General features: G+C 35.6%; 25 protein-coding genes and 1 riboswitch. Of the genes, 7 read left to right on the forward strand and 18 right to left on the reverse strand.

Features of this window, described 5'->3' with window-relative positions:
• Positions 1–46: 46 nt before the first annotated feature.
• The 15 genes from sufU to MHI02_RS14120 form a co-directional block, all read right to left on the reverse strand.
• Entirely contained in the window at positions 47–481 is a 435-nt protein-coding gene (gene sufU / locus MHI02_RS14050; protein ID WP_047184636.1) for a Fe-S cluster assembly sulfur transfer protein SufU, read from the reverse strand.
• Positions 468–1,691, reverse strand: coding sequence for a cysteine desulfurase (locus tag MHI02_RS14055; protein WP_047184637.1), 1,224 nt, complete (start codon positions 1,689–1,691; stop codon positions 468–470). Before MHI02_RS14055 ends, sufU begins: the two co-directional genes overlap by 14 nt.
• The gene (gene sufD, locus MHI02_RS14060) at positions 1,691–3,001 is read right to left on the reverse strand and encodes a Fe-S cluster assembly protein SufD (RefSeq protein ID WP_047184638.1); all 1,311 of its coding nucleotides are present in this window, start codon (positions 2,999–3,001) and stop codon (positions 1,691–1,693) included. Before sufD ends, MHI02_RS14055 begins: the two co-directional genes overlap by 1 nt.
• A gap of 17 nt (positions 3,002–3,018) precedes the next feature.
• The gene (gene sufC, locus MHI02_RS14065; RefSeq protein ID WP_047184639.1) at positions 3,019–3,804 is read right to left on the reverse strand and encodes a Fe-S cluster assembly ATPase SufC; all 786 of its coding nucleotides are present in this window, start codon (positions 3,802–3,804) and stop codon (positions 3,019–3,021) included.
• A gap of 329 nt (positions 3,805–4,133) precedes the next feature.
• Positions 4,134–4,304: a hypothetical protein gene (locus tag MHI02_RS14070; protein ID WP_165589169.1), complete on the reverse strand. Its 171-nt coding sequence runs from the start codon at positions 4,302–4,304 to the stop codon at positions 4,134–4,136.
• A gap of 172 nt (positions 4,305–4,476) precedes the next feature.
• Complete coding sequence (locus MHI02_RS14075) at positions 4,477–5,322, reverse strand: MetQ/NlpA family ABC transporter substrate-binding protein (RefSeq protein WP_047184640.1); 846 nt, start codon at positions 5,320–5,322, stop codon at positions 4,477–4,479.
• Between the two features lie 170 nt (positions 5,323–5,492).
• A complete protein-coding gene (locus MHI02_RS14080) occupies positions 5,493–6,149 on the reverse strand; it encodes a methionine ABC transporter permease (protein ID WP_047184641.1) in 657 nt (218 codons plus the stop codon).
• On the reverse strand, positions 6,139–7,179 hold the full coding sequence (locus tag MHI02_RS14085; protein ID WP_047184642.1) for a methionine ABC transporter ATP-binding protein: 1,041 nt from the start codon (positions 7,177–7,179) through the stop codon (positions 6,139–6,141). The genes MHI02_RS14080 and MHI02_RS14085 overlap by 11 nt, the downstream gene beginning before the upstream one ends.
• 154 nt (positions 7,180–7,333) lie before the next feature.
• Positions 7,334–7,448: riboswitch (SAM riboswitch) on the reverse strand.
• 205 nt (positions 7,449–7,653) lie between these two features.
• Positions 7,654–7,977 (reverse strand): thioredoxin family protein, encoded by a 324-nt coding sequence (locus MHI02_RS14090; protein ID WP_225344122.1) that lies wholly within the window; start codon positions 7,975–7,977, stop codon positions 7,654–7,656.
• Between the two features lie 31 nt (positions 7,978–8,008).
• Positions 8,009–8,374, reverse strand: a complete 366-nt coding sequence (locus MHI02_RS14095) for a toprim domain-containing protein (RefSeq protein WP_047184644.1) — start codon at positions 8,372–8,374, stop codon at positions 8,009–8,011.
• Between the two features lie 129 nt (positions 8,375–8,503).
• A complete protein-coding gene (gene gcvH, locus MHI02_RS14100) occupies positions 8,504–8,884 on the reverse strand; it encodes a glycine cleavage system protein GcvH (RefSeq protein ID WP_047184645.1) in 381 nt (126 codons plus the stop codon).
• 133 nt (positions 8,885–9,017) lie between these two features.
• Positions 9,018–9,374 carry an arsenate reductase family protein gene (locus tag MHI02_RS14105; protein ID WP_047184646.1) on the reverse strand — a complete coding sequence of 119 codons (357 nt, stop codon included), beginning with the start codon at positions 9,372–9,374 and terminating at the stop codon, positions 9,018–9,020.
• A gap of 320 nt (positions 9,375–9,694) precedes the next feature.
• The gene (locus MHI02_RS14110) at positions 9,695–11,479 is read right to left on the reverse strand and encodes an acyl-CoA dehydrogenase family protein (RefSeq protein ID WP_341165993.1); all 1,785 of its coding nucleotides are present in this window, start codon (positions 11,477–11,479) and stop codon (positions 9,695–9,697) included.
• A 158-nt stretch (positions 11,480–11,637) separates the two neighbouring features.
• Positions 11,638–12,813, reverse strand: coding sequence for an acetyl-CoA C-acetyltransferase (locus tag MHI02_RS14115; RefSeq protein WP_047184648.1), 1,176 nt, complete (start codon positions 12,811–12,813; stop codon positions 11,638–11,640).
• Positions 12,814–12,825: 12 nt separating this feature from the next.
• Entirely contained in the window at positions 12,826–15,213 is a 2,388-nt protein-coding gene (locus MHI02_RS14120; protein ID WP_047184649.1) for a 3-hydroxyacyl-CoA dehydrogenase/enoyl-CoA hydratase family protein, read from the reverse strand.
• 271 nt (positions 15,214–15,484) lie between these two features.
• Here MHI02_RS14120 and MHI02_RS14125 point away from each other — a divergent pair, with 271 nt between their 5' ends.
• The 7 genes from MHI02_RS14125 (at position 15,485) to MHI02_RS14155 (ending at position 19,745) form a co-directional block, all read left to right on the forward strand.
• The gene (locus tag MHI02_RS14125) at positions 15,485–16,441 is read left to right on the forward strand and encodes a metal ABC transporter solute-binding protein, Zn/Mn family (RefSeq protein ID WP_052771675.1); all 957 of its coding nucleotides are present in this window, start codon (positions 15,485–15,487) and stop codon (positions 16,439–16,441) included.
• A gap of 23 nt (positions 16,442–16,464) precedes the next feature.
• Positions 16,465–17,220, forward strand: coding sequence for a metal ABC transporter ATP-binding protein (locus MHI02_RS14130; RefSeq protein WP_111014430.1), 756 nt, complete (start codon positions 16,465–16,467; stop codon positions 17,218–17,220).
• Positions 17,221–17,235: 15 nt separating this feature from the next.
• The gene (locus MHI02_RS14135) at positions 17,236–18,090 is read left to right on the forward strand and encodes a metal ABC transporter permease (RefSeq protein ID WP_047184650.1); all 855 of its coding nucleotides are present in this window, start codon (positions 17,236–17,238) and stop codon (positions 18,088–18,090) included.
• Entirely contained in the window at positions 18,087–18,500 is a 414-nt protein-coding gene (locus MHI02_RS14140) for a Fur family transcriptional regulator (RefSeq protein ID WP_047184651.1), read from the forward strand. Before MHI02_RS14135 ends, MHI02_RS14140 begins: the two co-directional genes overlap by 4 nt.
• Complete coding sequence (gene crcB, locus MHI02_RS14145; RefSeq protein WP_240473188.1) at positions 18,485–18,880, forward strand: fluoride efflux transporter CrcB; 396 nt, start codon at positions 18,485–18,487, stop codon at positions 18,878–18,880. Before MHI02_RS14140 ends, crcB (MHI02_RS14145) begins: the two co-directional genes overlap by 16 nt.
• Positions 18,881–19,228 carry a fluoride efflux transporter CrcB gene (crcB, locus tag MHI02_RS14150; protein WP_341165994.1) on the forward strand — a complete coding sequence of 116 codons (348 nt, stop codon included), beginning with the start codon at positions 18,881–18,883 and terminating at the stop codon, positions 19,226–19,228.
• Positions 19,229–19,310: 82 nt separating this feature from the next.
• Positions 19,311–19,745 carry an SH3 domain-containing protein gene (locus tag MHI02_RS14155; RefSeq protein ID WP_047184654.1) on the forward strand — a complete coding sequence of 145 codons (435 nt, stop codon included), beginning with the start codon at positions 19,311–19,313 and terminating at the stop codon, positions 19,743–19,745.
• A gap of 111 nt (positions 19,746–19,856) precedes the next feature.
• On the opposite strand, the gene MHI02_RS14160 is transcribed toward MHI02_RS14155, so the two are convergent.
• The 3 genes from MHI02_RS14160 to aceB all read right to left on the reverse strand — a co-directional run bounded on the left by MHI02_RS14160 (position 19,857) and on the right by aceB (position 24,360).
• On the reverse strand, positions 19,857–21,236 hold the full coding sequence (locus MHI02_RS14160; RefSeq protein ID WP_341165995.1) for a C40 family peptidase: 1,380 nt from the start codon (positions 21,234–21,236) through the stop codon (positions 19,857–19,859).
• A 248-nt stretch (positions 21,237–21,484) separates the two neighbouring features.
• Complete coding sequence (gene aceA / locus MHI02_RS14165) at positions 21,485–22,762, reverse strand: isocitrate lyase (protein ID WP_047184656.1); 1,278 nt, start codon at positions 22,760–22,762, stop codon at positions 21,485–21,487.
• A 2-nt stretch (positions 22,763–22,764) separates the two neighbouring features.
• Entirely contained in the window at positions 22,765–24,360 is a 1,596-nt protein-coding gene (gene aceB / locus MHI02_RS14170) for a malate synthase A (RefSeq protein WP_047184657.1), read from the reverse strand.
• Between the last annotated feature and the right edge of the window lie 7 nt (positions 24,361–24,367).

The following is a 24,367-nucleotide window of genomic DNA, read 5'->3' on the forward strand; positions in this document are numbered from 1 at the left end:
TGTAGATTCATCTTAGTAGCATACCTATCATATATGGCCTACAGTCCTAATTCTCCTCTTTAACGCCTCGTTCCATTGCTTTCCAAGCTAATGTAGCGCACTTTATACGAGCGGGAAATTTAGAAACTCCTTGAAGAGCTTCAATATCTCCCAAATCTAAATCTGTTTTTAATTCCTTTCCAAGCATCATATCCGAAAAAAGTTGAGACATTTCCAAGGCATCTTCAATTTTTTTTCCTTTTACTGCTTGTGTCATCATGGATGCAGATGACATGCTAATGGAGCATCCTTCTCCTTCAAATTTCGCATCTTTTACAATGTCATCTTCCACTTTTAATTGTAGTCGGATTCGGTCACCACAAGTAGGATTATTCATGTCAACGGAGACAGATTCTCCTTCTACAACTCCACGATTCCTAGGATTTTTATAATGATCCATAATAACTTGTCGGTAAAGTGTATCGAGATTATTCAAAGACATTCCCAAAATACTCCTTCGTTTTTAAAAGTCCATCGACTAGGGTGTCTATTTCTTCCAACGTATTATACAGATAAAAACTTGCACGAGCAGTAGCCGTAACATCAAGCCACTTCATTAATGGTTGTGCGCAATGATGACCTGCTCGAACAGCTATACCTTCAGCATCTAGAACTGTTGCAGTATCATGTGGATGAACATCATCTAAATTAAATGTAACAAGTGCTCCGCGCTCTTCAGGTCCATAAATGGTAATACCATCAATCGTGCTTAATCTTTCCAGTGCATAATCTGCTAATTTTTTATCATGCTCATAAATGTTATTCATTCCAATATCATTTAGAAAATCAATGGCAGCACCTAATCCAATTGCACCAGCAATAATTGGAGTCCCACCTTCGAATTTCCAAGGTAGTTCTTTCCAGGTGGAATCATATAAATCCACAAAATCTATCATTTCCCCACCGAATTCAACAGGTTCTGTTTTCTCCAATAGCTCCCGTTTCCCATATAGTACCCCTATTCCAGTTGGGGCACACATTTTATGACCAGAGAAAGCGTAGAAATCACAATCTAAGTCTACAACATCTACCTTCATATGTGGTGCACCTTGTGCTCCATCTACAACAATAATCGCACCATGATCATGCGCTATTTTAGCAATTTCTTTTACAGGATTGATGGTACCAAGCACGTTCGATACATGGGTAATTGCTACGATTTTTGTTTGATCGCTTACTGTATTCCGAACATCTTCAAGTAAAATCGTTCCATCTTCTTGAAGGGGAATATATTTTAATGTAGCACCCGTCGCTTTTGCAGCTTGTTGCCAAGGAATGATATTACTGTGATGTTCCATTGGTGTAATAACTATTTCATCACCTGGTTTTAAGTTAGGTCGTGCATATCCATAGGCAACGAAGTTTATGGAAGTAGTCGTTCCGCGGGTAAAGATAACTTGAGCAGCACTTTCAGCATTAATGAATGCTCGAACCTTTTCCCTAGCTCCCTCATATTGATCAGTCGCTCTTGTACCTAATGTATGCACACCACGATGGACATTAGAATTATTATTCCGATAATAATCATCCACTGCTTTAATTACCGGTAATGGTTTTTGAGATGTTGCAGATGTATCTAGATAGACTAATGGGTTTCCATTAACTTCTTGATCTAAAATAGGGAACATTTCTCTAATGGCTTTAATATCCATTAATATACTTTCCTTTCAATCACTTGTTTCAATTGTTTCTTAACTGATTCAATTGGTAATTGATCTACTACTGGCGCTAAGAAACCATGTACAACAAGTCTTTCTGCTTCCTCTTTTGATAAACCACGACTCATCAAATAATACATCTGTAATGGATCTACACGGCCTACAGATGCTGCGTGACCTGCAGTAACATCATCTTCTTCTATTAATAAAATTGGATTGGCATCACCACGAGCATCCGGGCTAAGCATTAATACCCGTGATTCTTGTTCAGAATTAGCCTTCGTTCCACCATGTTCAATTTTACCAATTGCATTGAAAATTGTAGTCGCACTTTCTTTCATAACCCCACGTTGTAGGATAAAACCTTCTGTCGCTTTTCCGTGTTGAATAATACTTGCAGTAAAGTTTTGAATTTGTTTTCCAAGTCCAACAGATACTGCATTCGCATTGGATGTTGCACCATTTCCCATTAGATAAGTAATGTTCTCAGAAACAGTATTTCCGTCATTCATTTGTCCAAGAGCCCAATCAATGGTTGCATTATGATTAGCAACACCACGACGGTTAACATATGAAGTTACACCAGATGAAAGATTGTCAACAGCACCATATGAGATTTTCGCATTATCCATTGCAATTACTTCTTCTACAATGTTTGCAATGGTTTCTTGATTGCCATCACTTGAAATATAGTTTTCTACGAATGTAAGTTTACTGTTTTCTTCCGCAACGACAAGAACATGATTAAATAATGCTAGCTCTGCATCTTCCTGCCAAAATACTGCTTGTAATGGTTCTTCGATTTGTACGTTTTTTGGTACATAAATAAATGCCCCACCGTTCATTAAAGCAGCATGTAATGCAGTTAAGCGGTTTTGATCAACTTGTACAGCATCTTTCATAAAATATTTTTCTACTAAGTCGCTGTGTTGTTCAAGTGCTGAGAAAATATCCGTAAAAATAACACCTTGCTTCTTCAAATCATCGTTAATCGTTGCATAAGCAATAGAGTTATTTCGTTGAATAATTAAATTCTCTGGAATATTATTTTGATCAAAGTATTCTTGTAATACTTCAGGCAAATCCTTAATAGATGAAATTGCTTCTCCTTCTGTGAATTCATGTTTAAAGTGGGTAAAATTCCATCTAGTAATTTTCGTCTTATCTGGTTTAGGCATTTCTAATCTTTCTGCTTGTTCCAATGCCTCTAAACGCAATGTCTTCAACCATGATGGTTCGTTTCTGTTGGTTGAAATTTGCTCAATATATTCTTTATTATATGGAAGCTTTGTTTCAACAGTCATTTTAGTCCTCCTAACGTTTACGCATTTTGTTCTACAGTTTCGTCTTCGATTCCTAATTCTTCTTTGACCCAGTCATAGCCTTCCGCTTCTAAACGTTTAGCAAGTTCTGGTCCACCTGATTTAACAACACGTCCTTGCATCATAACATGAACAAAGTCAGGAGAAATGTAGTTAAGTAAACGTTGGTAGTGTGTGATGATTAAGCAACCGAGATTTTCTTCACGCATTTTGTTAATTCCTTTAGAAACAACCTTTAATGCGTCGATATCTAGTCCAGAGTCAATTTCATCAAGAATAGCAATTTCAGGTTTTAATTGCATTAATTGAAGGATTTCGTTACGTTTTTTCTCTCCACCTGAGAATCCTTCATTTAGGTATCTTGTAGCCATGTTTTGATCAATTTCTAAGAAGTCTAAGTCCTTATCTAATTCTTTGATGAATTTCATTAAAGGAATTTCGCTTCCCTCTTCACGACGAGCATTAATTGCAGAACGTAAGAAATCAGAAGTAGTAACCCCAGTTATTTCACTAGGATATTGCATAGCTAAGAAAAGACCTGCACGTGCACGTTCGTCTACTTCCATTTCTAATACATCTTCTCCGTCAAGCGTGATACTACCTTCCGTTACTTCATAACTTGGGTGTCCCATGATTGCAGATGCAAGTGTTGACTTACCTGTACCATTCGGTCCCATGATTGCGTGGAATTCTCCACTTTTTATAGTAAGGTCTACACCTTTTAAAATCTCTTTTCCTTCAATTTCAACGTGTAGATTTTTGATTTCTAAAACTGATCCTGCCATAATTATACCTCCAAAGACTGATATTTTAACTATGTTGAAATGAATATTAATCCATTCTCAATCTATTCTCATTACAATCTTAAAGCATTTCCAATTAATTATCAACTTATTAACTAGTAGACTCTAGAATATAGGTTTTATAAGATAAAAGCAAAAAATATAACTTAAAATGCAGAATTGCTAAATTTGATCCAATATTTACTTAAAAAACTTGGACGATACCATAGTTGCACTTATGCAAATCATTACGTTGGGGCGAGTATTCGAGCCCAGACAGACAAAATTTATCAAAAAATGCTGGCACTAAGTAAGCACCAGCATTTTTTAATTTATTTATGAATTTGAGATGTAGCCTCTGCAACAATTTTTTTACTCAATGCGTAGTCTTGTTCACGACGTCTTTCAACTTTCATACGATTAGAGAGTTTTCTTTCATATTCAGAATAGTTCATCCCATGTGACTTTTCCATGGCTTTTTCCATTTCATGTGTATACTTCATGTATAACTTAATCATCCTTTCAAAAGGTATAAAATAATTTTAGCACTTGATGTTTTATCTTACAACATGAAATTCAATGGATATAGTTCGATTCATGAACGTATAACACTCTTCCATTCATATATGATTAAGTTATACAAAATTGCTTTATTATCCTGCCAAATACTAATGTTTATTTGTCATTTTGTCCTACTGGAACTACTGCACCATCATATTTTTCTAATATAAAGTTTTGAATCTCTTCTGAGTGAAGAACTTCCACTAATTTTTTAATTGCTTCATTATCTTTATCTTCAGCGCGAACAGCAACTACGTTCAAGTATGGTGAATTTTCATCTTCAATAAATATTGCATCTTCTAAAGGATTTAATCCTGCTTCAATGGCATAGTTCGTATTAATTGCTACTAAAGCATCTGCTTCTGATTCATACATTTCTGGTAAGAATGCTGCATCAACGTCAGGTGAAAATGTTAAATGATGAGGATTATCCACAATATCGTCTACCGTTGCTTCCGCTTTTTTAACATTCTTATCTAACGTAATTAAACCTTGTGCCTCGAACAATGCAAGGACACGACCATGGTCAGCAACAGAACGACTCATAATGACTTCTGCGCCATCAGGAATATCTTCTATACTTTTAATATTTTTAGAATAAACACCCATTGGCTCTACATGAATTCCATCAAAATAATCTAAATCATTTCCAGTGTCAGCAATTGTTTGCTCTAGATATGGAATGTGTTGGAAAAAGTTCGCATCTAATTTGCCATTTGCCAAATCATCATTTGGAAAAACATAATCTTGGTATTCTTCAATATTTAATGTAATACCTTCTTTTTCTAAGAGTGGTTTTGCCTCTTCTAAAATTTCAGCATGTGGGGTACTAGAAGCGCCAATGGTGATTTCCGCATCCTCTGTTGATTCATTTGCTGAATTCTCATCTGATGATCCACCACAAGCAGTTAACACGATGGTGAAAAGTAAGACTAGTAATGTACCTAATAATTTCTTCATATTTACTCTCTCCCCTTATTATTTTTTGCTTATAAAGAAGACTTCCATCAGTAGGGATTTTCCTACATCCCCACTGATGGTTAGTCGCTTTTATCGGATCTTAACGGGTAGTTGACTTCTTTGTTCCCCTTAAGCTTGAGGTGGGGGTCTTACTGCCCGTTTAAGCTTGTCTATCTTTTATCCATTTTATTAGTGATATAGTCTCCAATAAATTGGAAAATAAAAACGATAATTAAAATCAGAATCGTACATAGTAAAACAACATCAAATTGCCTTCTCTGGAATCCGTAAAAATATGCATAGTCCCCTAGTCCCCCGGCGCCGATAACACCTGCCATTGCGGTATACCCAATTAATGCTATGGCGGTTACGGTTAAACCAGAAACTAAAGCTGGTTTTGATTCAGGGATAAGCACTTTAAAAATAATCGTACTTGTTTTTGCCCCCATAGATTTTGCCGCTTCGATTACCCCTTTATCTACTTCACGAAAAGCAATTTCAGCTAATCTAGCATAAAAAGGTGCCGATCCGATGATCAGGGCCGGTAGAGCAGCTGTAGGTCCCCGAACCGTTCCTACAAGAAAATTCGTAAATGGGAAAAGTAATAGTATTAATATGATAAAAGGAATAGCTCTAAAGACATTGACAATACTCGCAACGATAACGTTAAAAGTTGTATTTTCCCAAATTGCATCTTTAGATGTTAAGTATAATAGTAAACCAAGGATAATACCTATAATAGCTGTACCAATAAGTGCGATAATAGTCATATAAAAGGTTTCATAAGTTGCAGTCCATATATCTTCCATCTTTATATTAGTCAGCATTACGTATAACCTCCACTTCTACTGAGGTTTCATGGTGAATGAATTCAATCGCATTACTAATATCTTTTTCATTACCTATAAATTGCGTAATTAATGTTCCAAATCCACCTGTTTGTGTCTGCGTAATTTTACCTTGCAAAATATTAATGTCAATTGGGAATTTCTTCGCTAATTGACTTATTAAAGTCTGATTTGTTGACTCTCCGATAAAACGCAAACGTAATAGAACACCGTCATGGTTTACATTATGTAACAGATTCTCAATATCTTCTGTTTCATCTTCAGAACCCGGCTCCATTAACTGAGCTACGAATTTTTTCGTCACAGGTTGTTTGGGATGAGAGAAAACATCAAGGACATCACCTTGCTCCACGATTTTCCCTTTTTCCATTACGGCAACCCTATTACAAATTTTACGAATCACATTCATTTCATGAGTAATCAAAATGACTGTGAGACCAAGCTTCTGGTTAATGTCGACTAATAAATCTAAAATAGCATTGGTTGTTTCTGGATCTAGTGCCGAAGTTGCCTCATCACAAAGCAATACTTTCGGATTGTTTGCTAATGCACGTGCTATCCCAACACGTTGCTTTTGACCTCCACTTAATTGAGAAGGGTATGCTTTTTCTCTACCAGATAACCCTACTAAGTCAATTAATTCTTGGACTATTTTTACTCTTTTTTCTTTGGAAACCCCTGCAATTTCAAGTGGAAAAGAGATATTATCTTCAACCGTACGGGACCATAACAAATTGAAGTGTTGGAAAATCATCCCAATTTCCTTTCGTGCGGAGCGCAACTCATTCTTTGTTAATGAGGTGATTTCTTGTTTATCAATAATAACATTTCCTTCAGTTGGTTCCTCCAGGCGGTTTAGTAGTCGTACGAATGTACTTTTTCCAGCACCACTGTAGCCTATGACACCAAAAATCTCACCATTCTCTATATCAAGGGTTAAATCATCTACCGCTGTTAATTTCTTATTGTCTGATGTATAAACCTTACGTAACCCTTTAATTGAAATCAAAACGAATCCTCCTTCATTCAGCTAGAATCTCTTTTAGTATACAACATCTAGCATTGGAAATACTTGCAATAATCGTGTGATACAAATGTATACTAAAATAAAAAACGCCTTTCTGAACATGAGAACAGAAAGACGCTTACTATGTCATTCCATTCTCTCATCTTTCAAAGCAATATGCTTTGCAGGAATTAGCACCTTTTTCAAACAACATTGTTTGAAGGTTGCCGCGGTTTCTTCAGGCCTTGTCCCTCCACCGCTCTTGATAAGAGATTGATAGCTTACTAGTATAATATTAAAACCATGATAGCACTATGCCCTTAGGTTTGTCAAATAACGAAGCAAAGTTACATATCCCCTTAGGAAACTTGGCATGTCGTCAAGCTTTTTAAGAGAATGCCTTAGTTAACTCAGACAGATAGGAGAGTATTTTCTGTCCTACCGATCAAAAATAAACCTGCTTTTGTCGATTTCACTTCAGTTATTTCCAAATAACTCTGGCTTATACTGAATTAAATAACGATAAATATTTCCTATAGACCTAAAAGCATAGATTTTTTCTTTTATTTGATTTTCTTCTTTAATAAGTAAACATGGAACACTTTCAATCTTGTTGTCATACATAAATTCTGGAAAATACGATGCATTCATTTCATAAAAAATGGTTTCTTTATGAACAGATTCGATTTTTTCTAACATCGTTCTTGCCACACTACATGTTCCGCAAAAAGGGGTGTAAATATATAATAGATATCTTTCTTCATTTAATGCTTGTTCTGTTATTTCTTGCAATGAAACCACCCTATACCGATTAAATTGAACGAATAATCATTTAAAATTCTTTTATTAAGAATAAAGGGTTAACTGAGAAATGTTTACCAACTAGTGTAGTTGCAAGGATATGTTCGGGTGTTGTTGCAACCTCCCTATATTCACTACTTACATAAATATGATCAGCATGTGGTAATTCACGCGCAAGCTGCTTTCTGAGTTTTATTCCTGAACGATCTTCGTCCACTAAAATAAAAACATCCCTATCATCTAATTGATACATTTCTAACATCTCGTCAAATCGCTCTACTCCTAGTGTACCGTTCGTACAGACAATCGTTACGTCGTCATTGATAACTTTTTCGATTTGACGTTTATCGGTCAACCCTTCTACAATGATTACTTTTTCCGAATCAGACGTTATCATCACACAGCACTCCCCATGTAAGCAAGTAAGATGCTCGTTATAAGTATCCTGTTTACATAAGTATATGATAAAATGGAGGATAACTATACGCTTTTTAGAATAAATGTACGTTAGCCATGTTTTTTTGTTTTAATTATCTATTAGTTCCTCGTACTCATTTGGCTTCAACATTGAATCTAATTCAGACTCACTTGATGGTTCTACTACAATCATCCATGCTTTTTCGAAAGGTGACTCATTCACAAATTCTGGATGATCTTCTAATTCATCATTTACTTCAACTACTTTTCCGGTTATTGGAGCGTATAGCTCAGACACCGTTTTAACTGATTCAACACTACCGAATGGTTCATTTAATTTAATCTCATCGCCCACTTCAGGCAGTTCCACGAATACAATATCTCCTAGTTCATCTTGTGCGAAGTCCGTAATCCCAATACGTACGTTATCCCCTTCTTTTTTTACCCATTCATGCTCTTTTGAATATAATAAATCTTTTGGTAAACTCATCATCTATCCCTCCAAATGTTCGTTTGTATAATCCTATTACTTATAGGAAAAACTTATGTTTATAATGCTGTTCAAAAAGGGCCAAGATCAGCTAAATTCGCAGTGTTTTTTTCACCAGACTTTTGAACAACCTCTATAACCAATTTTCTGTAAACATCTCTTCTTTAAATCCAACCGTTACTTTATTTCCATCTGTAACTATCGGACGTTTAATTAGCATCCCATCTGAAGATAAAATTTCTGCCATTTCCTCTGTGGATGCATCCTTAATCTTTTCTTTTATATTTAATTCTCTATATTTTTTCCCACTTGTGTTAAAGAATTTCTTTGCAGGTAATTCGCTCTTCTTTATGAGACTTAATAACTCTTCTTTTGTAGGTGTTTCTTCTACAATATGAATTGCATGATACTCTATTTGATTATCATCAAACCATTTTTTTGCTTTTTTACATGTTCCGCAGTTTGGATACCAGTAAAAAGTTAATGCCATTATGTACACTCCTTGCTCATGATCATTTCTTCTATCTTATCATGTTTTCCAGCTAAATACATTAGTTTGACTTATCACTGGCGATAGATAGACTTTACTAGAATCAAACATGAAACTATAGCATTCATACCAAGTTATCAGTATTCACTCGCTGAATATCAGTACAACTCAACCTGAAAAGCAAATAAAGATATGATTCCCATTATATTTCGGGAATCATATCTTTTTCTTTGTTTACCAGGGAATTATAAAATTCGCTGCATGTGGATAATTATTCAGAGAAGGCCACGTCCAGCTCCAGCGCCTTTGTTCTTTCAAAATCAAACTACATATTTTTCTTCTTCAATAATTTTAGCGGCAATTTCACGCTTTTTCTTCACAACGTTAAATGGGTTGTGACGTGTTAATTTACGTAAGGAAGATAACATCATACGTAAAGTATCTCCTTCGCTGGCAGCGATAATCGTTTCTTTCGCATCAGCTTCCACACGATTAAATGCTTCTTGTACGTACACTTGTGTATAAAGAAGTTTTTGGTTATTAGCTGCTTCTCCGGATTTTTTTATTGCCTTTTCTGTCCGTAGAATAGCCGCTTCCATATTATAAACCTCGGAAACCATATCTGCCAAGTTCACAAGGATTTCCTGCTCAAATTCAATCTTTTGCTGGTATTTTTGAACAGCTAACCCTGCAGCAAACAATACGATTTTCTTCGCATTTTTAAGTAAGTATTTCTCTTGTTCCAATGTACCAGTTCCAACCTGTTCAGGCATCTTCGTTACTAATTCTTCTTGAAGATCTTGAGCTTGTTGCATTAAAGGTAATTCACCTTTCATCGCCTTCTTCAATAAAGTTCCAGGTACAATCAATCGGTTAATTTCATTTGTTCCTTCAAAAATACGATTAATTCTTGAATCTCGGTACATTCTTTCAACTGCATATTCTTGAATAAATCCATTTCCACCATGTAGTTGAACTGCTTCATCTACTACATAATCCAATACTTCTGTAGCCGTAAATTTATTTAATGAACATTCTATTTGATATTCGGCTATAGCTGCAGCTACTTCCCTTCCATCATTTAATTGCTCATCTGTTAAAGCTCCCATTCTTTGTTCGAATAATCCAACTGTACGATATACAGAACTTTCGTTAGCATAGATACTTGCAGCCATCGTAGCAAGTTTTTCCTGTGTTAAAGAAAAACTAGAAATCTTCGTATTAAATTGCTTACGTTCATTTACATATTTCACACTAGCTTCAAGAGCATCTTTTGCCCCACCAATTCCACCAATGGCCAATTTATATCTTCCAACATTAAGAATATTAAAGGCTATCTTATGTCCTTTCCCTTTTTCACCTAAAAGATTCTCTACTGGGACCTGTGCATCATCTAAAACTAGCGTTCGTGTAGAGGATGATTTAATTCCCATTTTCTTTTCTTCCACACCAGTAGAAACTCCCGGATAGTCTCGTTCAACGATAAAGGCACTGAAGTGTTCTCCATCAATCTTTGCATAGACTACAAATATATCAGCAAAAGCAGAATTCGTAATAAATTGTTTTTCGCCATTTAATACATAATGTGTTCCAGCCTCATTTAAAACTGCGGTTGTTTTGGCTCCCAATGCATCTGACCCTGATGTAGATTCTGTTAGCGCATATGCTGCAATTAGTTCACCAGTTGCAAGTTTTGGTAAGTACTTTTTCTTTTGTTCTTCATTACCAAAAAATACGATTGGAAGAGAACCGATCCCTACGTGTGCACCATAAGAAAGGGAAAAACCACCAGCTCTTGAGAATTCTTCTGTAATTAGAGCAGAACTTGTCTTATCTAAACCTAATCCACCATATTCTTCTGGGACATCAGCTCCTAGTAGACCTAATTCTCCAGCCTTTTTGAGAAGATTTTTATTTAAATCGAAGTTCTGATTTTCTAACTCTTCTATGTTTGGTAATACCTCTTTATCAACGAAATCATGTGTTGTTTTAGCAATCAGTTTTTGTTCATCATTGAAATCTTCTGGTGTTATAACATCGTCACTTGTTAAGTCTTCTGTTAAAAATGCTCCACCTTTAAATAACTTTTCCTTTGTTTCACTCATTTTCTTCATCCTTTCTAAAATAGATTACTAGTTTTTATAAAATTGAGTGTTCAAAAAGGAGGATAAAAAGGACCGAGAAGTTCAAGGCGGCTTTGCGCCCAACGTCGGCATACCCCTTTTGCAGGGGCATGTCATTTTTACCGTACTTTTTGAACATCCTATAAAAGTTCAAATACACCGGCTGCCCCCATGCCCCCACCGATACACATGGTAACGACACCAAATTGAACATCTCTACGCTTCATTTCATTCATTAAGGTTAGGGTTAATTTTGTACCAGTGCAGCCGAGTGGATGGCCAAGAGCAATTGCCCCACCGTTGACATTTACTTTATCGATATCTAAGTCCAAAGCATGAATGACGCGTACTGCTTGTGCAGCAAATGCTTCATTTAATTCAAATAAACCTATATCAGATAATTCCAATCCTGCAATTTGTAATGCTTTGGGAATAGCAGCTACGGGGCCAACCCCCATAATTTCAGGTTCAACTCCTGCAACCGCAAAGGAGCGGAATTTAACAACTGGGGTTAATCCAATTGATTTTGCCTTTTCCCGATCCATTACTAAAACGGAAGCAGCTCCATCACTCATTTGTGAGGAATTACCTGCTGTTACAGTCCCTTTATTTTTAAAAGCTGGACGTAACTTGGATAACGTTTCTACACTCGTTTCCGGTCTCACTCCTTCATCGATTTTAAACGTAAAGGATTCTTCATCTATTTTATTGTTATTTCCTAAAACACGTTCCTTTACATCAACAGGAACAATTTCATCTGTAAAGCGTCCCTCTTGAATAGCTTTAGCAGCACGTTCATGACTTCTTGTCGCAAACTCATCTTGGTCAGTTCTAGATATGCCAAAACGACTTGCTACCTCCTCGGCTGTATGACCCATGCTCATGTAATACCCGGGTGCATTCTCAACTAATTTCACGTTTGGCTTAATCACATGTCCTCCCATTGGTATTAAGCTCATCGATTCTGCTCCACTAGCAATAATCGTATCGCTTGCTCCGACCATAATTCTTTCTGCAGCATAAGCAATTGACTGTAAACCTGATGAACAATAACGATTGATCGTTACCCCTGGAACATCATGACTTAAACCAGCCAACCCTGCTACGTTGCGGGCCATATTCATACCTTGCTCAGCCTCTGGCATGGCGCAACCGATAATGACATCATCTATGTTTCCATCATAATCATCTGCACGTTTTAATGTCTCTTTTATAGTTAATGCCGCCAAATCATCAGGTCTTGTATTTGCTAAGGAACCTTTAAATGCTTTTCCCACAGGGGTTCTCGCCCCTGAAACAATAACAGCTTCTTTCATTTTACCGCCCCCTTAATTACGTAGTGGCTTACCTTTCAATAGCATGTGTTGCATTCTTGCTTGAGTTAAAGGCTCTCCAATTAAACTTAAAAACGCTTCTCTTTCCAGATCCAACATTACTTGCTCATCAATGATACTTCCTTCTCTTATACGTCCACCTGATAAAACATAGGCTAATTTTTCCGCGATTTTAATATCGTGTTCAGATGCATAGCCTCCATATTGAAGTGATTTAGCACCCATCAGCATAGCAGCATATCCTGCTTCCCCAACAACAGGGATCTTTTCACGAATTGGCGCTTTATATCCTGTCTTAGATAAAGCTAATACTTTTTCTTTCGCATCATGTAATAGATAGTCTGAATTCACACTTATACTATCGCCATTACCAAGGAATCCGTTTTCAATAGCCTCCGCTGCAGATGCCGAAACTTTAGCAGTAGCCACTTTTTCAAAAACATCATTCGCTACCTTACCTAAATCAATTGATATACCTTCAGGGATTTGACGTAATTGTTTCAAATAAAGTTCTTTCGTTCCTCCACCACCAGGAATTAAACCAACTCCAACTTCGACAAGTCCCATATACGTTTCGGCAGATGCTTGAACAGAGGTAGAAGGTAAAGCTACTTCTGCGCCACCACCCAACGTCATATTAAACACAGCACTAACTACTGGTTTTTCACTATATTTAATTTTCATTCCTATATTTTGAAATTGGCGAATGACTAAATCAAGTTCATCAAAATTATCATCCTGTGCTTCCATAAGCATAAGTGCTAAATTTGCACCGACACTGAAGTTTCTCCCTTGATTCCCGATAACAAGTCCTTCATAATTTTTTTCTACTTCTTCAATAGCGGAATGAATCATCTGGATCGAATCTATTCCTAAAGCATTACTCTTCGAATGAAATTCTAGTAATGCAACACCATCACCCATATCTATTAAACTTGCACCTGGATTATGTTTAATGACACCTTTACTTTCTTTTAATCGTTGAATATTAATTTCCTTTTTATTATGAGGAAGGAGTTTATATTCTCCTTGATCATAGAAGTAATCTTCATGACTATCATATTTGTAAAAGGATTCATATCCATCTTCTAATAGATTAAGTACCCATCTAGGAACTGTATCCCCTTCCTTTTGCATTCGACCAACCGATTTTCTTAGTCCTATTGCGTCCCAAGTCTCAAATGGGCCTACTTCCCAACCAAATCCCCATTTCATTGCTTGATCAATCGCTACAATATCATCAGAAATCTCTCCAACTAGTTCGGCTGAATAAAGTAATGTTGGTTTTAAAATAGCCCATACTAAATCACTAGCCTTGTCTCCCGGAGCATTCAGAAGTGTCTGCAACTTTTTATTGACACCTTTTTGTTGCTTTACCATCTCTGTTACTTTCGTTTTTAGCTTCCTTCTTTCCTCATATTCAAGCGTTGAAGGGTCGATTTCCAAAATTTCTTTTCCTTTTTTCCAATAGAATCCTTGATTTACCTTAGCACCAATCCAACCTTTTTCATTCATTTGATGCATAAATTTAGGAACTTCAAAAACCTCTTTCTCATCTCCATCTACATGGTCATATACATTTCGAGCAACATGGATGAAAGTATCTAAACCAACAACATCTAATGTTCGGAATGTTGCACTTTTTGGTCGGCCAATCATTGGTCCTGTAACAGAATCAATTTCACCAACACTATACCCTCTCTTTAACATCTCTTTAACCGTGACAAGTAATCCATGTGTTCCAATTCGATTGGCTATAAAGTTAGGTGTATCCTTCGCTTCAACTACACCTTTTCCTAAAAATTCTTCTCCGAAAGATTTCATAAAAGTTAAAACTTCTGGTTTTGTATCATTCGTTGGAATAACTTCCAGTAATTTCAAGTATCTTGGCGGGTTAAAGAAATGTGTCCCTAAGAAATGTTTTTTCATATCATCTGAACAGTCTGCAATCATTGCATTTACAGAAATACCAGATGTATTAGTGGATACGATTGATCCAGATTTCCGGTACTGATCTACTTTTAAGAGAACATCCTTTTTTACTTCAAGGTTCTCTAGAACAACTTCAATAATCCAATCTACTTCAGATAATTTTTTTAAATCATCATTTAAATTACCTATTTCAATTAAGTCGAGACTTTTTTTCGATGTAATAGGTGAAGGTTTTTGCTTTAATAACGCTTTTTTACCATTTGCTGCAAAGCGATTTCGAACAGCCGGGTGATCCAGTGTTAGGCCTTTCTTTTCTTCATCATTAGCTAATTCCCTGGGAACAATATCAAGCATTAAAACAGGAATTCCATTGTTAGCAAGATGCGCAGCAATACCAGAACCCATTACACCAGACCCTAAAACTGCAGCTTTCTTTACTTTGTAATTCATACTTCATCCCCCTTCGAAATACTGAGTGAATACTCATTCATTTTAAGTTCAAAAAAAATATCAATTACTTATTTTCCTATTTACACTATATACTATATTCTGATATTTCGCAATAAGTTTATTCATTAAAAATGGTGATAACTGTAAACATTGGACTTAAAAGACGCAACTTATTCAAAAAAAATATCATAATCGTAATCATTCTTATTTACAAATTGGAATCATTACGTTATTATATTTAAGTATTTTAGTTGCAGAGGAGACAAATTAAATGAGAATTGGTAAGGTATTTATCCTATTGTTTATTATCGCAGCAACCATGTTTGGATGTAATTCTAATAATGAATCAGAAACAAAAAGTAATGAATCCCTCAAAGTATATACGACACTCTATCCTATTCAATATGCGATTGAAAGGATTGCCGGAGATAGTGTTACAGTAGAATCCGTCTATCCTCCGGGAGTAGATGCGCATTCCTACGAACCTACTTCAAAAGATATAACAAATATTGCTAAAAGTGATGCATTTTTTTATTTAGGTGCAGGAATGGAGGCATTTGCGGAAACAGCTGCTGATGCGCTAGGTAATCAAGATGTGGCACTAATAGAATTAGGTAAACATGAAGAACTCTTTCATGTAGAGGAATCTGAAGAACGAGACGAACATGCAGAACAAAATGAGGATCATGATGGACATCATCATGGTGATCATGATCCTCATATATGGATTGATCCAATCCGCATGTTAGAAATGTCCAATATTATTAAGCAAGAACTGATTAATTTAAATCCAGAACAAGAATCACTTTATAATAAAAATTTTGCAAAATTAGAAGAGGATTTACTGGAACTAGATCAGGACTTTAAAAACACGCTTAAAGACAAACAAAATAATAAAATTTTAGTTACACATGCAGCGTATGGATATTGGAAAGAAAGATACGGTATCCAACAAATTGCCATTAATGGGCTATCTTCTAGTAGTGAGCCATCACAAAAAGAGTTAACCAATATCATTAATCAAGCAAAAAAGAGTAAATTAAAATACATTATTTTTGAACAAAATTCTTCTAATCGTTTATCTGAAGTAATTCAACAAGAAATCGGGGCGGAAACAGCAGTCATTCATAATTTAGCCGTATTAACGGATGAAGACATTCGAAATCATGAAGATTATTTAACTTTAATGAAGAAAAATCTAGCAACCTTAAATCAAGTAACTAGCTAAATAAATTGTTAGGAGGTGTTCGTTTGGGAAAACCAGTAGTATCTATGAAAAATGTTACGTATGCTTATGAAGATAAAATAGTTCTTGATCATATTAATTTCGAAATACCCCAAGGTTCCCTTATGGGGTTAACCGGACCGAATGGTGGCGGAAAAACAACTTTAATTAAATTATTGCTTGGTATATTAAAGCCTGATGAAGGTACAATCAATATTTATGAAGAACCTGTTAGTAAATTTAAAGGAAGAAGTAAAATCGGCTTCGTATCCCAAAAAGCAAACTCCTTTAATCGTGGCTTTCCTGCAACTGTTTTTGAAGTTGTTTCAACAGGACTTACCGCTAAAATTGGCTATTTTAAATTTATGAATAAAAAACATAAAGAAAAAATACTGCATGCTATTGATCAAGTTGGGATGTCAGAATACACGTACCAGAATATCGGAAATCTTTCAGGCGGACAACAACAACGTATCTTTATTGCTAGAGCACTTGTCAGTGATCCGGAATTATTAATATTAGATGAACCAACGGTCGGGATTGACTATGAAAACGTAAGGCGTTTCTATGACTTATTACACCAACTACATGAAAAGAGAAACATCACGCTTCTTTTGGTTACGCATGATACTGGTATAATGACTGAACATGCTACCGATATTGTTTGTCTCAATAAAACATTACATTTTCACGGTAAACCGGAAGAATACCATTCCTTATCAGAGAAGGAACTCTCTAATTTCTACGGTTACCCAGTTCATATCGTTGAACATAACCATTAGAAAGGAGGCGTCGCCTTGTTAGCTGATTTTTTTCAATATGATTTTTTACGTTATACATTTTTAACTGGGTTATTAATTGGTATTATTGCCCCCTTACTAGGAACTTTTATTGTAGTAAGAAGGCTATCCCTAATCGCCGATGCCCTTTCACATGTAACGCTTGCAGGAATATCTTTTGGATTAATGTTGGAAAAATTACTTGTCATTTCTTTTAGTCCATTACTTGGAGGAATGATCTTCTCCGTCATTGGTTCCATTCTAATCGAGAGACTGAGAAGTGTATATAAGGCATACCAAGAAATCGCAATTCCTATTATTCTATCAGGCGGTGTTGGTTTAAGTGTTATTTTTATCGCGTTAGCTAACGGATTTAATAACGACTTATTTAACTATTTATTTGGTTCTGTATCCGCTGTTAGTAAAAGTGACTTTTTGATGATTGTAACCATTTCTATTTTTGTTGTATTTATGGTTACTATATTTTATAAAGAATTATTTACCTTATCATTTGATGAAGAGCATGCAACTGTATCTGGGTTACACTCGAAAACTATTCATTTATTATTTATTGTCTTAACAGCCCTAGTTATTGCCGCTTCCATTCGTATTGTTGGGGTATTACTCGTATCAGCACTTATGACACTACCAGTAGCCGCGGCAATGCGCATAGCAAAAGGGTTTAAACAAATGATTGGATTATCTATCCTATTTGGTGAATTAGCTATTATTATAGGTTTAATATCAGGCTATTATTTAAACATTCCACCCGGTGGAACAATCGTGATGGTATCTATCCTTATTTTATTAATTTCAATCGGAATGAAACGGTTAAAGTTTTTTAAAGCTGTAAAAGCGAGGGAAATCAAATGAACGTAAACGAAGCAATAGATCTCTTGAAACATAATGGCTATAAAGCAACAGGCAAAAGAAAAGATATTTTAGACTATTTTTCTGAACAAGATGGTTATCGAACTGCAAAGGATTTAATTACACATCTAGAAAACGACAACGAGACAGTGAGCTTTGATACCATTTATCGGAACCTTCACTTGTATAAAGAAATGGGCATATTAGAGACGACGGAATTAAATGGGGAGAAGCATTTTCGTATGAACTGTGCTAAGCATCATCATCACCATTTTATCTGTAATGAATGTGGGCGCACAAAAGCAATTGATGTGTGTCCTATGGCGGATGTCAAGAAATCTTTGGCTAACTATGCAATTGAAGGTCATAAATTCGAAATATATGGATTGTGTCCAAATTGTCAAAACAATTGAATAGAAAATTATATATAGCGGTTGGGATTGGAGGAATGATTGGTGCAGTTAGTCGATATGGAATCTCATCCGCTTTTTCTTACTTTGAAAACTTTCCAATCGGCACACTAGCTGCTAACCTATTAGGTTGCTTTATTTTATCATTTTTATTACAACACCAATCCATTAAAGAAAAACTTTCTCCAGAATTTTTAACTGGCCTTACAACTGGGGTAATTGGAGCATTTACTACTTATTCCACTTTTGCATTAGAAACCATTCAATTGTGGCAACAAAATGCCGTGCTAAGCATCTTATATGTAGGTTTAAGTATGTTCGGCGGTTTACTAAGCTGTTATGTGGGCTTTAAATTAGCAAATAAAAGGCAGGATATGAAATAAATGAATATTATTTTAGTTGCTTTAGGGGGATTTTTTGGTAGTATTCTTAGATTCTATATCTCACAAATAACCGGGAAACGTTTAATAGGGACGTGGATTGCCAATATTTCCGGATCTCTTTTACTAGCATTTATTTACTACCTACATGTGAATGGCCAAATAACCGCTTCGATTTGGGCCTTATTAGGTGTAGGTTTTTGTGGAGCGTACACGACATTCTCCACTTTTGGTAATGAAACATTAGAATTAATTTTCGACAAAAAGTACAAAATAGCTTTCCTATATGTTTTTACTACGTTAAGTGTCTCTTTCATTGTTGTTTCCATTGTCCGTTACATAACCTATTAAAGAATTAGAGTTTTACTTCAACTAATCTTTTATTTGATGTATACTATTCTTGGTAGAAAAATGTAATAGGAGAAGAAGTAATATGAATAAAAAACGAGGTTTTTTGACATTTTTATTATTTATACTAACCATCGCTTTCATCGCCTTCGTTATTATTATGCAGCATAACTTTTTAAATCCAGATTTTGCAACAGCGGAAACGAATGAAAATATAAATTTAAATGACAACAAAGACAAAAAGAAAGAAAACGTAAAAGATGTAGAAAAAGTGGATAAAGATAATGATGTCTCTACGGAAGAAGACCAAGATAAAACTACGCCAACTACAAAGTACGTGAACGTGGATTTATTAAATGTTAGGAGTGACCCAAACACTAACAGTGAGATTGTAGGCGTTGTTACATTAAATCAAAAAGTAGAAGTGGAAAATGTTGATAATGATGAGGGCTGGGTTAAAATTACAACCGATGACTTTACAGGATTTGTAAATAGTAAATTTTTAGATGAAGAAGTATAAACAAGAGTTCTAGAGAATGAGTATCTCTAGAACTCTTTTCATATGAACTTTTATCTTTCACAAATAAAAAAACCACCTCATTTAGGTGGTTTTTCTATTTGTTTTACAATTTTATCTTACTCGTCGAACATGTCCAGAGAAGTGATCTTTCCAGTATCCACTAGACATATTTGCTACGTCTAAACCAGTGGAATTTTGTGCACCGATGAATTGACCTCCACCTAAGTAGATACCAACATGTCCATTTGTTTTATACGTATCAAAAAATACTAAATCACCAGGCTGTGCTTCACTATAAGAAACCTTTGTACCTACACTTTGTAACGCAGATGTACTTGATGGAATAGATATTCCTGCTTGTGCAAATGCCCATGATACGAACCCGGAGCAATCAAAACCACCTGGAGCTTTACCACCCCATACATATGGAGTACCTATATGACCAAACCCAGCATTGATAGCTGCCTGAATGCCTCCACTTGATTTTGTATCTGTGTTTGAGTCGCCCTGCTTACTACTTGTTTCTGATTTTGTTGATTTGCTAGATGATTCACTAGACTTACTGGATGGTTCACTAGATTTACTAGATGATTCGTCAGATTTACCGGATGATTCACCAGATTTACTGGATGGCTCGCTAGATTTACTTTCTTGACTTTGAGTTGTAACTTGTTCACTGGATGATGAACTTACATTTGCAACTTGAGTCTCTTTTGCCGGTTCTGTTATTGTTTGCATGTTTTCTTTTACTTCTGCTTCAAGTGAAGCCAATTCATTATCTTCCAAGTTTAACTCTGTTTTTAGATCTTCTAATTTTTGTTGTTCATTTTTTAATTCTTTTGCTTTACTTTCCTTTTGACTTTTTTGCTCATTAATTGTTTCTTGCATACCTTTTAATTCTTCTTTTTTCTCTTTTAATCCTTCAAGCTCGTCCTCTAAGGATTTTTTATTCTCTTCAACTTTTTGTTTATCTCTTTCTTGTGCATCTATTAAATTTTGATCAGATTCTGTAATTTTTGATACTGCGTTCACTCGACTAACAAAATCTGAAAAGTCGGCTGAGCCAAAAATAACTTCCAAATAATTAACAGAACCACCAGATTGTTGATAAGATTTCATACGTTCTTTCAAAATATCATAACGTTTTTCAATTGCTTCCTCAAGCTTAGCAATTTCATCTTCCAATCCTTTTATTTTCTCTTCTGTTGCGGAAATGTCCCCTTCCGTCTTATTCATCTTTCCTTGATTTTCTTCTAATGCACGATTTACACGATCAATTTCTTCTTGTAAATCATTTAATTGAAATAGGACATCTGCAATTTGGCTTTCTGCATCTGAAAGCTTTGCTTTAAGATCCCCACGTTGATTTTGAATTTCTTCTTGTTTTACAGTTAATTCCGCTTTGGTTTCTGCATGAACCGTATTTAATAATGCTGGACTGCTAAAGCCAATTACAGCAACCGTAGACAATGCTATCATTGTTTTTTTCAATCTTACTTCCCCGCTTCCTTTACCATTCAAGTAATTTCATATTTTTTTCTATAAATCTATCACAAGTTTTCTATTATATATGTATAAATCTTTCATATTCAACATGTCGTAGTATAACATCAAAAGGTTTCACACATATTATATTAATGTTACAATTATGTTTCAAAAGCGACAGAAATCGATAATACTATAAAAAAAACAACGGTATCCCTCTTATTTCTTTGCGAATACCGTTGTTATCTATTTAATTAACTTGAAAATTGTTCCATTTCGGTGGAGCCTTGTAGTGCAGTAGTGGAGGAAGTCCCACCTGAGATTACTTGTGCAACTTCATCGAAATACCCTGTACCAACTTCACGTTGATGTCTTGTAGCAGAATATCCATAACGTTCACTTGCAAATTCAGCTTGCTGTAATTCAGAATAGGCAACCATTCCTTCTTCGCGATATTTTCTCGCTAATTCAAACATACTATGGTTTAATGCATGAAATCCAGCAAGTGTTACAAATTGGAATTTATAACCCATTTCTCCTAATTTATTTTGAAAACTAGCAATCTCCGTATCTGTTAATTTTTGCTTCCAATTAAATGAAGGGGAGCAATTATATGCTAATAGTTTAGTTGGATATTTTTCATGAATTGCATCAGCAAATCTTTGTGCTTCTTCAATATTCGGTTCAGAAGTTTCGCACCAAATCAGATCAGCATATGGGGCATACGCTAGACCACGCGAAATCGCTTGGTCAATTCCTGAACGGGTACGGAAAAATCCTTCTGTTGTTCGACTTCCTGTTAAAAATGGTTCATCATAAGGGTCCACATCACTTGTTATTAGATCTGCAGCATTTGCATCTGTTCTTGCGATAATAATTGTTGGTGTCCCCATTACATCAGCTGCCAATCTTGCTGCAATTAAATTTCGAACTGCTGTTTGAGTTGGAAGTAATACTTTCCCACCAAGATGACCACATTTCTTCTCTGACGATAATTGATCTTCAAAGTGAACACCTGATGCACCTGATTCAATCATAGACTTCATCAATTCAAATACATTCAATTGACCGCCAAAACCAGCTTCCGCATCAGCTACTATCGGCACAAACCAATCAATTTCTTCATTTCCTTCTGCACTATGAATTTGATCTGCACGTTGCAATGCTTGATTAATTCGCTTTACAACATTAGGTACACTATTCACTGGATATAGACTTTGATCTGGATACATTTGTCCAGCCATATTTGCATCTGCAGCTACTTGCCACCCACTTAAATATATAGCTTTCAATCCCGCTTTAACCTGTTGAACAGCCTGGTTTCCAGTTAGTGCCCCTAAAGCGTGGATATATCCTTCCCCATTAATAGATTCCCAAAGTTTATTTGCACCACGAGTTGCTAATGTATGTTCTATATCTATAGAACCCCGTAAACGAATAACATCTTCTGCAGTATATGGTCTTTCAATTCCTCTCCATCTAGGATTTGTATCCCAATCGTTTTTTAATTTTTCCGCCCGATTCATTTCCATTTTTATTCCCCCTCATTATTTAACTGTTCATATGCTGGTATTGTTAGAAACTCTGCAAATTCTTCTTGCATAACCAATTCACTAAAAATAGTTGCAGCTTTTTCATAATTTCCTGTTGTAAATGCATCCTCTCCAACTTGCTCTCTTATTTTCATCAGTTCCTCATCGATTAACGTTGCAACCATTTGCTCCGTAATATCTATTTTATTACCTATTTTTCCTTTAGGATGTCTTATCCACTGCCATATTTGTGCTCTTGAGATTTCTGCTGTCGCTGCATCCTCCATTAGATTGTTAATAGGTACAGCGCCCATACCACTCAACCACGCAGCTGTATAAAGAATCCCTACATTAATATTTGTTCGAACTCCTTCTTCGGTAATTTCTCCTGTAGGAACTTCCAATAACTTTTCAGCCGTTACCTCTACATCTTCTCTTTTATTAAAAATTTGATTTGGAGTCGGCATTCTTTCATTAAATATTTCCTTTACAAGTTCAACCATTCCTGGGTGGGCAACCCACGTACCATCATGACCATCCCTTACCTCTCTTTCTTTGTCAGCTCGAACTTTTTGAAATGCAACTTTGTTCGCTTGCTCATCATTTTTTACCGGGATTTGTGCTGCCATTCCACCGATTGCCGGAGCATTTCGCTTATGACAAGTCTTAATTGCTAGCAATGAGTAAGCCCTCATAAATGGAACTTCCATTGTTACAATAGAACGATTGGGAAAAATAACATCCTTATGATTTTGAAACTTTTTTATAAAACTAAAAATATAATCCCATCTTCCACAATTTAACCCCGCTGAATGTTCTTTTAGTTCATATAAGATTTCATCCATTTCGAACGCAGCGGTAATAGTTTCAATTAGAACAGTCGCCTTTATAGTGCCTTGTGGAATTTCAAGATGGTTTTGCGCGTAAATAAAAACGTCATTCCATAATCTTGCTTCATAATGGTTTTCCAACTTAGGTAGGTAAAAATATGGTCCGCTTCCCCGACGTAGTAGCTCTTTCGAATTATGATAAAAATAAAGTCCAAAATCTACTAAACTACCAGACATCGGTCTACCTTCATAGTGAAGATTATTCTCTTCTAAATGCCATCCTCTTGGACGAACGATTAATACCGCTGTTTCCTCATTCAATTTATAATCTTTTCCATTATTTGCTGTAAAATCTATTTCACGTCTAATGGCATCTCTTAAATTAATTTGACCTTGAATCATATTTTCCCAAGTTGGTGAGGTTGCATCCTCAAAATCTGCCATAAATGTTTTAGCTCCTGAATTTAAAGCATTGATAATCATTTTTCGGTCAACTGGTCCTGTTATTTCTACCCGGCGATCTTGTAAATCCTTTGGAATAGGATTAATCACCCAATTACCATTTCTTATGCTTTCTGTTTCTTTAAGAAAATCAAGTGTCATACCTTGATTTAACTTCTGTTGTAGTTCCTCACGCCTTTTTAACAATCCCCTTCGACGTTCATCAAAATGATAATGAAGCTGCTCGATAAATTCCATTGCCTCTGGTGTAAGAATTTCTCCAAATCTGTTTTTCTGATTGCTTTTTATTTCTGAAGTATTTAGCATAACTCCC

It is taken from the genome of Oceanobacillus sp. FSL K6-0118 (genome assembly GCF_038006665.1).
In the GTDB taxonomy this organism is placed as follows: domain Bacteria; phylum Bacillota; class Bacilli; order Bacillales; family Amphibacillaceae; genus Oceanobacillus; species Oceanobacillus caeni.